Annotated in this window: 10 protein-coding genes; 4 read left to right on the top strand and 6 right to left on the bottom strand. The window is 70.9% G+C overall.

The genetic code is table 11. From position 1 onward, the window contains the following. From HII36_RS49530 to HII36_RS49520, 3 genes are all read right to left on the bottom strand, one after another. The coding region (locus HII36_RS49530) for a PadR family transcriptional regulator (protein ID WP_173530366.1) at window positions 1-623 on the bottom strand (623 nt) is incomplete at its 3' end. A gap of 111 nt (window positions 624-734) precedes the next feature. Continuing rightward, a complete protein-coding gene (gene glnII / locus HII36_RS59005) occupies window positions 735-1754 on the bottom strand; it encodes a glutamine synthetase (RefSeq protein WP_173530365.1) in 1020 nt (339 codons plus the stop codon). A 152-nt stretch (window positions 1755-1906) separates the two neighbouring features. Further along, a complete protein-coding gene (locus HII36_RS49520; RefSeq protein ID WP_173530364.1) occupies window positions 1907-2365 on the bottom strand; it encodes a hypothetical protein in 459 nt (152 codons plus the stop codon). Between the two features lie 93 nt (window positions 2366-2458). On the opposite strand from HII36_RS49520, the gene HII36_RS49515 reads away from it, so the two are divergent. Next, entirely contained in the window at window positions 2459-3916 is a 1458-nt protein-coding gene (locus HII36_RS49515; RefSeq protein WP_173530363.1) for an LLM class flavin-dependent oxidoreductase, read from the top strand. Between the two features lie 41 nt (window positions 3917-3957). Here the strand turns inward: HII36_RS49515 and HII36_RS49510 are convergent, their stop codons facing one another. Both HII36_RS49510 and HII36_RS49505 read right to left on the bottom strand, forming a co-directional pair. Then, window positions 3958-6960, bottom strand: a complete 3003-nt coding sequence (locus HII36_RS49510) for an AAA family ATPase (protein WP_217370932.1) — start codon at window positions 6958-6960, stop codon at window positions 3958-3960. 10 nt (window positions 6961-6970) lie between these two features. Continuing rightward, window positions 6971-7648, bottom strand: a complete 678-nt coding sequence (locus HII36_RS49505) for an LptM family lipoprotein (protein WP_173530362.1) — start codon at window positions 7646-7648, stop codon at window positions 6971-6973. A gap of 264 nt (window positions 7649-7912) precedes the next feature. Here HII36_RS49505 and HII36_RS49500 point away from each other — a divergent pair, with 264 nt between their 5' ends. Beyond that, window positions 7913-8245 carry a carboxymuconolactone decarboxylase family protein gene (locus tag HII36_RS49500; RefSeq protein ID WP_173530361.1) on the top strand — a complete coding sequence of 111 codons (333 nt, stop codon included), beginning with the start codon at window positions 7913-7915 and terminating at the stop codon, window positions 8243-8245. On the opposite strand, the gene HII36_RS49495 is transcribed toward HII36_RS49500, so the two are convergent. Next, window positions 8205-9362, bottom strand: a complete 1158-nt coding sequence (locus tag HII36_RS49495; RefSeq protein WP_328808247.1) for a PQQ-dependent sugar dehydrogenase — start codon at window positions 9360-9362, stop codon at window positions 8205-8207. The two genes, HII36_RS49500 and HII36_RS49495, sit on opposite strands and share 41 nt — an antisense overlap. Window positions 9363-9409: 47 nt before the next feature. Between HII36_RS49495 and HII36_RS49490 the strand changes: the two genes are divergently transcribed. Both HII36_RS49490 and HII36_RS49485 read left to right on the top strand, forming a co-directional pair. After that, window positions 9410-10159, top strand: a complete 750-nt coding sequence (locus HII36_RS49490) for an SDR family NAD(P)-dependent oxidoreductase (protein WP_173530359.1) — start codon at window positions 9410-9412, stop codon at window positions 10157-10159. A 47-nt stretch (window positions 10160-10206) separates the two neighbouring features. After that, a complete protein-coding gene (locus tag HII36_RS49485) occupies window positions 10207-11190 on the top strand; it encodes a BtrH N-terminal domain-containing protein (protein WP_173530358.1) in 984 nt (327 codons plus the stop codon). Window positions 11191-11283: the final 93 nt, after the last annotated feature.

Genomic DNA, 11283 nt, shown 5'->3' with positions numbered 1-11283 from the left:
CCCGAATCCCCCGGATCGCCCGGATCGCCCGGGTCCTCGGCGAGGACGCCGGCGTAGGGGTCGCCGTCCTCGCCCGCGAACACGTAGGCCCCGCCCTCGATCCGCTCGATCAGCCCCCGCGTCCACGCGGCCCCCACCTCGGCCGAGTGGACCCACAGGTGCATGATCTCGCCGATGTGCCCGAGCGGCTGCGGCCCGTCCGCGGGCGTGTAGTGCTCCGTGACGGAGGCCCGCCACCCGGCGAGCGCCTCGATCCGCCGCCGCAGCAGCCCGACGACCTCCGCGCGCGGCAGGTCGGCCATGAAGCCGAGCCCGGCCGCCAGCAGGTCCGTCCTGTCGTGCGTGGTGAGCGCTTCGCGCAGCAGCGTGAAGTATTCGGCGGCGCCGTCCGGGGTGAGCTCGTACTCGGTGCGCGGCGGCCCGCCCGCGGGGCTCGGCGCGATCTCGTACGCGTGCAGGAGCCCCTGCTTGGCCAGCTGCTTCAAGGCGTGGTAGATCGAGCCCGGTTTGGTGTTGGCCCAGTCGTCGGCGCCCCAGAACTCCAGGTCGTTGCGTACCTGGTAGCCGTGGGCCCGGCCGTGCCTGCGCACGGCGCCGAGCACCAGCAGCCGGATCGCCGACATCCGCGCCCTCCCCGCTCCTCAGCCTCTCCCCCGCTACTCAACTTTGACTACCGTACACAAGGAAACGCGGGCGCCCGTGACGGGCGCCCGCGTTCACGTGACGGCGGCGGGTCAGACCTGGCCGGCCTTCTCCAGGGCGGCGCAGCAGGTGTTCACCAGCAGGCGGGTGACCACGTACGGGTCGACGTTGGCGTTCGGGCGGCGGTCCTCGATGTAGCCCTTCTTGTCCACCTCGACCTGCCACGGGATGCGCACCGAGGCGCCGCGGTGCGAGACGCCGTAGGTGTACTTGTTCCACGGGGCGGTCTCGTGGTGTCCGGTGAGGCGGGACTCGATGTCGGCGCCGTACTGCGTGACGTGCTCCATCGGCTTGTCGCCCTCGCCGAGCGCCTCGCACGCGGTGATGATGGCGTCGTAGCCCTCACGCATGGCCTTGGTGGAGAAGTTGGTGTGCGCGCCGGCGCCGTTCCAGTCGCCGCGGGCGGGCTTGGCGTCGAGGGTGGCCTCCACGCCGAACTCCTCGGCGGTCCGGTAGAGCAGGTAGCGGGCGACCCACAGGTGGTCGGAGACCTCGAGCGGGCCCGCCGGGCCTACCTGGAACTCCCACTGGCCGGGCATGACCTCGGCGTTGATGCCGGAGATGGCCAGACCGGCGGCGAGGCAGCGGTCGAGGTGCAGCTCGACGATCTCGCGGCCGAACACGGCCTCGGCGCCCACGCCGCAGTAGTAGTGGCCCTGCGGGGCCGGGAAACCACCCTCGGGGAAGCCGAGCGGGCGGCTGCCCTTGAAGAACGTGTACTCCTGCTCGATGCCGAACCAGGACTCCTGCGCGGCGAACTGCTCGGCGATCGGACGCAGCAGGGCGCGGGTGTTGCTCTTGTGCGCCGTGCCGTCGGTCTCCTCGACCTCGCACAGCACCAGGATGTGCGCGCCGCCGCGAATCGGGTCGGGGCAGGTGAACACCGGGCGGAGCACGCGGTCCGAGGCGTGGCCCTCGGCCTGGTTGGTGCTGGAACCGTCGAAACCCCACAGCGGCGGCTCCGCGCCATCGGCAAGGATCTTCGTCTTCGAGCGGAGCAGGGCGGTCGGCTCGGTGCCGTCGATCCAGATGTACTCAGCCTTGTAGCTCACGTCGGTCCTTTCGGGGTTTCTCTCAGCCACGCCGAGTCTTGCGGACGGCCGTTTCCCGCTTTTTGCCCGAATGTGAACGGCGTGTTAATCGCGTCGCGTGAGCGTCATCGAAATGCCATGGCGGCGGCTCGCACCGAGCGGTCGCGGGCCGTTCAGCGTTCGCTCAGGGTGCCGTCGGCCTGGACGGTGATCGAGGTGGCCGGGCCGTCCTCGCCGCAGTCGCGGCCGTTGGGGTACAACGGGCGCGGGGTCACCTGGATCGTCCGGTCGAGCAGTGTCGCGCCGGCCGCGTCCAGCAGGGTCAGTCTGACCCGCACCGGACGTTTGGGCAGGCCGGACACGTCGCCGAAGCCCACCCGCTGCGGGGCGGGGACGGCGGTGACGGCGCAGGCCCCGTCAGAGCAGGTCTGCGCGCCCGGACGGGTGGCCTGGCTCAGCGCCACCCGCGGACGCCGGCAGAAGCCGTCCCAGCACACCTCCAGCGCGGCGTCGCGCGCCCGGTCGGCGAGCGGGGCCTCGACGGTCAGGCCGATGCCGGGCGGCGCGGCCATCTGCGTGCAGGACCGGGTTCCGCAGCCGCTCAGCAACGCGGCGAGCAGGGCGATCGGCATGAAGAGGCGCACACCCGGTTAACGCGCACCAGTGCCAGGCGGTTCAGTCGTGATCGACAGGCTCGTGCGACCATCGGTTCAGGGGGGTTCGTCATGGAAGTGTGGTTCGGCGCGTTCCTGACGCCCGAGGCCGCGGGCGTCGATCGGCTGCTGCGTCACGTGACGCTGGCCGACCGGCTCGGCCTGGACCTGATCGGCGTCCAGGATCATCCCTACCAGTCGGCGTTCCTCGACACCTGGACCCTGCTGTCCGCCGCCGCCGAGCGCACCGAGCGGGTGCGCCTGGTGCCCGACGTGGTGAACCTGCCGCTGCGGCCGCCCGCCGTCCTGGCCAGGGCCGCCGCGTCCCTGGACCTGCTCAGCGGCGGCCGCGTGGAGCTGGGGCTGGGCGCGGGCGCGTTCTGGGACGCGATCGCGGGGATGGGCGGCCGCCGCCTGTCCCCCGCCGAATCGATCGAGGCGCTGGCCGAGGCGATCACCGTGCTGCGCGCGTTGTGGACGCCGGGCGACCCGGTCACGTTCGAGGGCGGCCACTACCGGCTCGACGGCGCGCGACCCGGCCCGTTCCCCACCCATCCGATCGGCGTCTGGGTCGGCGCGAGCAAGCGCAGGATGCTGGAGCTGACCGGCAGGATGGGCGACGGCTGGCTGACCTCGTCCTTCTACAGCCCGCCCGACGCGGTCGCGCGGCAGGTCAAGGTGCTCGACGCGGCGGCCGGGGAGGCCGGGCGCGACCCGGCGGCGATCCACAAGGTGTACAACGTGAGCGGCAGCTTCTCGCCGCTGGCGGGCCCGGGCTTCCTCGACGGTCCGCCCGGGCTCTGGGCCGAGCAGCTCACCGAGCTGGTGCTCACGCTGGGCATGTCCGGTTTCGTGCTGGCGCCCGGCCTGGACGCCGACCGCGACCTGCGCGTCTTCGCCGAGGAGGTGGCCCCGGCGGTGCGCCGCGCCGTCCAGGACGAGCGGCGCGAACGGCCTGAGCCGCTGGTGCGGCCGGTCACGCTCACCGCGCTCGACGAGGCGAGCCGCCCGCGCGCGCCCAAGCACGACCCCGGCATGCTCACCCCGGCCCAGCGCGCCCAGGGCCGCCACCTGGTGGACGTGCACGACGGCTACCGCCAGGAGCTGCGCCAGGTCAGGGACGCGGTCGACCAGGTCGCCGCGGGCGCGCTGGACGCCGCCGCGCTGCGCTCACTGATCAACCGGCTGTCCATGCGGCAGAACCACTGGACGCTGGGCGCGTTCTGCGCGACGTTCTGCCGTCTGGTGACCGTGCACCACACGATCGAGGACGATTCCCTGTTCCCCGCCCTGGCCGGGCGTGACGCCGCGCTCGTCCCGGTGATCAAGAGGCTGGAGCGGGAACACGAGATCATCGCCGGCCTGCTGACCAGGCTGGACGAGGCGTGCGTCGAGCTGATCGAGAACCCGGCCCGGCTGGACCGGGTCCGGGCCAGGGTGGAGAAGCTGGGCGCGGTGCTGTCGTCGCACTTCGCCTACGAGGAGGAGGAACTGGTCGAGCCGATCGGCCGTCTCGGCATCCGCGTCTGATCGCCCGGCCGCCGGTGACCGGGCGATCAGCGCGTCTCCGGTCAGGCTCTCCCTTCCGTCCCGGTTCCGTCGTAGCCGAGCAGCCGCATGGCCGTGTCGGGGTCCATGGCCGCGGCCAGGAGCTGGGCCCTGGCGTGGGCCTGGTCGCGTTCGCGTTCGGCCTTGGCCTGCGCGGCGCGGACGCCGCGGATGACGCCGAGCGCCAGCCCGACGCCCACGATCACCGCGACCACCAGCACGAACAGCACCAGCAGCAGCCCGGGCGCGGCCATCATGGACGGTCCTGCCAGGTTCGCCGCCGAGCCCGCCACGACCCCGGTCATGGCCAGCGCGATGATGACGGCCAGCGTCACGAGCCCGAGCAGGCTCGCGGTCAGCACCCACAGCCGTCCCAGCCGCCGCCGCTTCTCGGGCGCGGCCGCCACGGGCACACCGGCCAGCGGCGGCTCGGGGACCCCGGCCACCGGCGTCACGAGCACGGGCGCGGGCCCCGGGCCCGGGCCTGGACCGGCTGCGGGCGCCCACGGCACGAACTCCGGCTGCCCGGCGACGGGTGTCACGACCGCGCTCACCTGCGTGACCTGCTCGACCTGCGCGGCCTGCACGACCTGTCCGACCTGTCCGAGCTGGACGGCCGCCGCGGCGGCGCGTGGCTCGACGGCCGGCTCGTCCGCCTGCCCCGGCAGGTCCCGCTCGATGCGGCTGTGCTCCTTGTGCGCCCTGGCCGCGTCGCGGTGGTATTCCTCCAGCTCCTCGTACAGCTCATCGGAGGCGTAGACGGTGCCGTCGATGAGCGGCCCGGTGGACCGCTCGATGATCGCCACCACGTCGTCGCCGTTGAGCGTCTTGTGCGTCTCCAGGGCGTGGGCCAGGCAGAGCACGTCCCTGCGGTGTTCCTGCAGCAGGCGCTCGGTCTTCTCCAGCAGCCGCACCAGGTTGAACTCGATGCGCTCGCCCAGCACGTCGGGCGCCGGGTCGGGCTGTGACCTGGCCGGCTCCCTGTCGGTGATGCCGATCCCGCCGCGGCTCGGCTGCTTGCGCATGGCCTTGCCGCCCATGATCTCCAGCTCCTGCAGCGCGGGCAGCGAGGTGACGCCGGAGCCCATGCCCCAGTACGACTCCATCAGCGCGGTCAGGAACGTGGCCGAGTGCAGGTCGCCGGAGACGCCTGAGGAGTTGTCCTCGCTGAAGAACATCCGCTCGCCGGCCAGCGAGGCCAGGGAGACCATGATGTCGGCCTCGTACTCGGACTTCCACCGGGTGAACTGGTCCTCGGGCTTGATCGAGGCGACCATGCCCAGGTAGTCGGCGCCCTTCTCGATGGTGGCGATGTCGATCTCCAGGTGGAAGCGGGTCACGTAGGCCACCACCGCGTGGCAGGCCTCGTGCACGGCCACCGCGTGCCGTTCCCGCTCGATGTACTCCACGTCCTCGGGCGGGCCGAGCTGCTTGAGCCGTTTGGCGCGCAGCACGTCCGACCAGGTGATGATCTCCCGTCCGTCGCGGATGGCGGTGATCAGCGACTCGTTGACCAGGTCCTTGATCGTCGCACCGGTGGCGTACGGGGTGATGGTGGCCAGCTTGTCGATCTGGTCGAGGGTGAGCTCGTGCTCGACCTTGTCGAAGTAGCCCTGGTAGGTGCGCAGCCGCCCGGCCTTGGACGGGTAGCCGACCTTGTAGATCCGGTCGATGCGGCCGGGGCGCAGCAGTGCCTCGTCCAGCGCGTCGGGCCGGTTGGTGGCCATCATGACCAGGATGCGGTACTTGGGCGGCGGCTTGGGCCGCATCCCGAGCAGCCGCCTGACCAGCCGGTTGAAGAAGCCGCGCGGCTTCTTGAGCCCGGACAGCTCGGTGAGCAGCGCCTGCAGCGTGCCGGGGTCGCCGCTGCCCATCATGCCGCCGCCCATCATGAAGCGCTGGCGCAGGCCGTGCTCGCCCGACTCCCGCCCGGCCGCCCCGGCCTCCTGCCTGGCGCGGAAGGCCAGCACGGAGCGGGTCTCCTCGGACAGGTAGTTCACGCCATGACAGCCGGAGAACCCGGAGAAGCCGCCGCCCTGTCCGGGTGGGCCCTGCTGGGCCAGGCGGCCGCGCTTGCCGAGCGAGTCCGCCTCGTCGAAGAAGACGATCACGCCGCCGTACCTGAGCGCGAGCTTGCGCAGCTTCCTGAACAGCGTCTTGACCTTCAGGATGCCGATGCCCATGAACATGTTCGTGAACGCGCCGGGGTCGACGAACACGTACGGCTTGCCGGTCTCCCCGGCCACCGCCTCGGCCATGAGCGTCTTGCCGGTGCCCGGCGGGCCCCACAGCAGCAGGCCGCTGGGCACGTACCCGCCGCGTTTCTCGATCTCGTCGGGCCGTTCCAGGAAGACGATGTTCTCCTGCACCCGCTCGACCACGTGGTCCTGCCCCCACACGTCGCGGAAGCGGGTCTTGATGTCGTCCGGGAAGTACGTCTCCACCCCGCCCCTGGACAGGAACCAGAACAGGCCGACGAACTGGATGATGATCACGAAGAACAGGAAGACGATCTGGACGATGAACGGCATCGCCTGCCAGAGCAGCGCGGGCGCCTGCAGCAGCGCGGTGATCGGGTTGGTGTCCAGGACGGCGCCCAGCACCAGCGCGATCAGCGTGATCCAGAAGGCGATCTTCACCGCGCGCGAGAGGCGGTAGCGGGTCCAGTCGTCGAAGCGGCGGTGCGCCCAGCGCTCGGTGCCGCCGAAGATCCGGTGACTCCAGAAGCGGTGATATCCCGCCGAACGTTCGCTGACGAGGAAGTGCGTCTGACGCAGCGCCTCCACGCCGAGCAGCCAGAAGATCCACGGATGCTCGACGGCGATCGCCCGCATGGCGTCGGTGAACGGCATGATGCCCTGGTGGTCGGCCATCACCTTCCAGGCGAGCACCAGGAACGCCACGGTCAGGCCGATGAGGAACTTGCTCCGGTCCCAGAACTGCATCTTCTTCCTGGTCACGGCGTCCGGGTCGGAGGGCCCGCTGCCGGGGGCGCGCAGCCCTTCATGGTGGTTGGCGGTGGTCAATGGCGCTCCCTCATCCAGGCAGCCGGAGCAGCTTGAAGGACTCCGCGATCTTGTCGAACTCCGCCTTGCGCTTGGCGAAGCAGCTCGACTGGCAGCGGATCAGCATGACGGAGACCTTCTCGCCCTTGGCGTCGATCAGGGCGGTCTGGTCGAACGTCTGGATGTCGTTCCCGATCTGGTAGTTGAAGCGCACCCTGACCCCTTTGGCGCCTCCGTCAAGTTCGAGGAGTTCATCGCCGAGTGGCTCGAAGTTGCGCAGCAGGGGCGGCCGGCCGGACGTGAGCGACCGCTGCTGGTAGAGCATGCGCACGTCGTCCGTCACCGGGAGGATGAAGTTGCGCAGCCGGTTCAGCGAGACCGCGTCCCGCTCCGCCTCGGTGAGCGTGTGCACGGTCGCGTAGACGAACGGGTCCGCCGACACGAGGAGATGGTTGACCGAGGGCTTCGCCGCCTGGTCGAAGGCCGTGGACCAGACCCGCTGCGCGCGCAGTGCCGCGGCGGCGGATCCCGGCTGGGCGTCCGACAGATAGTTTTCGATGGGGGCCGAGTCGAGCTGCCTGAACGTGGCCGGGACCTTGAAGTAGGTGGTGCCGTCCCGATCTCGCACGTAGGTGAATTCCGGCTGTCCGCACGCCGACAGCGTGAAGATCGCGGTCAGGAGCGCGACCAAAGCCCGTGTCTTTTTCACCAGGGCTTACCTCCGCTTTACGGACCAACGCAGTTGTTGTGCCCGCTTTCAGACAGAATGAGCCCACTGTACGGTGAGAAATCTTGACCAAATCTTGGCCGAACCTTGGCTTTAATTGTTACAGATCAAAAATGTCCGCCCGGATGGTGCCAGTGACCTCACCGTCGCCCGCTGTACAACGTTCCAGCCAACACCATTGGTTCAGCTGCAGAAGTGGCGAAGGATGTGAGGACCCCCCTTCCGACCGGACACCCGGAGCGCACAATGACTGAACCCGCGATGGAGACCGTCGACTCCTACGGCATGACGGCGGAGCGGCAGTTCGCCGACCTCTGGGCCCGAGACGTCCTGACGGTGCGGGAACGCCGTCTGCTCCTGCTCGGGCTGCTGGTCGGACAGGGGATCGACGACCAGGTGGAGGTCCAGCTCGACGCCGCGCTGCGCGGCGACCTGTCGGAGAGCGAGCTGCGCGAGGTCGTGGTGTTCCTGACCCACTACGCCGGCTGGACGCGCGGCGCCCGGCTGAACACCCAGGTGGAAGAGCTGATCGAGCAGGTCAGGCGGGATCGATCCGATAGATCGGACCCCGCAGGCTGAGCGCGTACAGCTCGCCGTCGTGGCCCTGGCCGAAGGACGAGAGCTGCTCCACCCGCCCCACCTCGGCGCCGTCGTCCGGCCGCTCGGCCGGGGTCGCCTTCACCCAGCCGGCGCAGAAGTCGCCGTACAGGAACCTGCCGCGCAGCCAGGGGATCTTCTCGCCCCGGTAGACGTAGCCGGCGATGACCGAGCAGTTGCCGCCCTCGTTCAGCGGGTAGGTGATCACCGGCTCGGTCAGGCCGCGCCCGCGCTCGCCGCGGTAGCGCTCGGTGCCCTCACGCAGGTTCCAGCCGTAGTTCTCGCCGCCCTTCGAGCTCGCCGGCTGGTGGTCGACCTCCTCCCAGGCGTTCTGGCCGACGTCGCCGATCCACAGGTCGCCGCTCTCGCGGTCGAAGCCGAACCGCCACGGGTTGCGCAGGCCGTAGGCCCAGATCTCCTTCTTCGCGCCGCGCTCACCGGCGAACGGGTTGTCGTCGGGCACCTGGTACGGCTTGCCGCGCGGGTCGATGCGCAGGATCTTGCCGAGCAGCGTGCCCAGGTTCTGGCCGTTGCCGTTCGGGTCGCCGGCGCTGCCGCCGTCGCCGAAGGCGATGTAGAGGTAGCCGTCGGGGCCGAAGGCGAGCTGGCCGCCATTGTGGTTGGCGTACGGCTGCTCCTGCACCAGCACGTCGCGCCTGGCCGTGGCCCGGGCGCCGTCGAAGGCCCACTCGGTGATGTGGCTGGCGCCCCTGGAGTCGGTCCAGTCGAGGTAGAGCCAGCGGCCGGTGGGATGGAAGGCCACGCCGAGCAGGCCCTGCTCGTTGCCGCCGCTCACCTCGCCCGACAGGTCGACGACCACCTCGCCGGTGGAGGTGCGCAGCTTGCCGCCCTGCTCGGCGATGTAGAGCGTGGGGTCGTCCTTGCGCACCGCGAAGGCGACCGGGCGTTCCAGCCTGGCGATCTCGGTGAAGCGCAGCTTGCCGGACGTCGGCTCCTGCGTCTCCGGCTCCGCCTCGGCGGGTGTCACGGACGTGGCCGGTGGCGGGGTCGGTGGCGGGGCCGCGGACGTGCGGGCCGGGGGCTGGGCTGCGGAGCAGGCGGTGAGGGCGAGGAGGAGCCCGGCCACGACGAGGCGCACGGGGCTCATCCTCCCACGCCGCGAGGGCGGGCGTTAAGGTTCAGTGCATGCCTACCGCTTTGATCACGGGTGCGACCGCCGGGCTCGGCGCCGCCTTCGCCCGCCGCCTGGCCGCAGACGGCTTCACCCTCGTCCTGGTCGCCAGGGACGAGAGCCGCCTGGCCGAGACGGCCGACCAGCTCAAACTCCGGTACGGCGTGAGCGTCGAGCTGCTGCCCGCCGACCTGGCGAGCGACGAGGGCCTGGCCCTGGTGGAGTCCCGGCTGCGCGAGGGCGTCGACCTGCTGGTGAACAACGCCGGTTTCGGGCACCCGGGCCGCTTCCTGGAGGTGCCGGTCGAGGACGAGTTGCGGATGCTCAAGCTGCACTGCGAGGCGGTGCTGCGGCTCACGCTGGCCGCGCTGCCCGGCATGCGCAAGCGCGGCAGGGGCGGCGTGATCAACGTGGCGTCCGTGGCGGCGTTCTTCACCCGCGGCACCTACAGCGCGTCGAAGGCGTGGGTGGTCAACTTCAGCGAGTCCACCGCGGCCGAGCTGCGTGAGCCGCAGGTCCGGGTGATGGCGTTGTGCCCCGGTTTCGTGCGGACCGAGTTCCACCAGCGAGCCTCCATGGACGTGTCGGGCATTCCGGATTTCCTGTGGCTGGACGCCGACGCCGTGGCCAAGGAGGCCATGCGCGACCTGGCACTCGGCCGCCGCGTCTCCGTGCCGGACCTGCGTTACAAGGCGATCGTCGCCCTGGGCCGGCTGGTGCCGCGCAACCTCGCCGGTCAGATTTCCGCCAAGCTCGGCCGCTGAATCACCCAACCCACCGGTAAAGCCCGCTCAGCGGGCACATGCCCCATGTGCTGATTGACGTGGTCCCGCCGTTCGCGGGCCGACACTCCGAGACGACGACGGCCGGGACCCTGCTGCGCCACGCGGGCGTGGAGCTGTCCGAGCCGATGCTGTTCGGGCTGGGCGAAGGCCTGAGCTTCGTGTACTGGGACAGCCCCGCCCTGGAAGCGCCCTTCCTGGGCGGGCGGGTCAAACCGCACGTGCTGACCGAGAAGCTCGCCGACGCGCTCGGCTTCACGCTCGACACGCGCGAGACGTCCTCGCCGATCGCCGCCTGGGCCAACGTCCGCGAGAGCCTGGACGCCGGCACCCCCGTGGGGCTCCGCCTCGACAGTTTCCACCTGGACTACTTCGCCGGCCGGTACCACAACGGGGCCCACTACGTGGCGATGACCGGCTACGACGACACCCGGGCCTTCCTGGTCGACACCGCCGACCACGGCACCCGGGTGCACACCACGCTGACCAGCCTCGAACACGCGCGTACCGCCACCGGGCCGATGACCTCGCACAACCTGTCGTACACGCTGGGGCCGTGCGGGGAGACCGACCGCACCGAGGCGGTGCTGGAGGCCATCGAGTCGACCGCGGACGCCTTCCTGCACCCGCCGATGCAGAACCTCGGCCATCCGGGCATGGAGAAGGCCGCGAACCATCTGCCGACGTGGCTGGAGCGCGGGCCGACGTCCCATCTGACGCAGACGGCCGCGCAGGTGGAGCACGAGACCGCGCTGTTCAGGAGCATGTACGCGGACTTCCTGGCCGAGGCGGCGCGGCTCACCGGCGATCCGGCGGTGGAGGCGGGACATCAGGCGTACGCGGCGGTGACGCCGAAGTGGCAGGAGCTGGCGGATTTGCTGCGGCAGGCCGGTGAGACCGGGCGGCAGCGGCCGCTGGACGCGGCGGCCGGGCTGCTGCACGAGCTGGCTTCCAGGGAGCGGCTGGCGATGGAGTCGCTGGCGGAGACCACGTCGCGGCGGACCGCCGTCTGACGGGGCACTGTCTGACGGCGGACCCCCGCCCGTACGCGGGAAAAGGTAGGCCCCCGCCGCGGGAGGGGGTCGCGGTGGGGGCCTGGGCGGGCG

The organism is Nonomuraea antri (genome assembly GCF_013283785.1).
Classification (GTDB): domain Bacteria; phylum Actinomycetota; class Actinomycetes; order Streptosporangiales; family Streptosporangiaceae; genus Nonomuraea; species Nonomuraea antri.
Note: the sequence above shows the minus strand (reverse complement) of the source record. Positions and strands in the feature narration are given on the sequence as shown.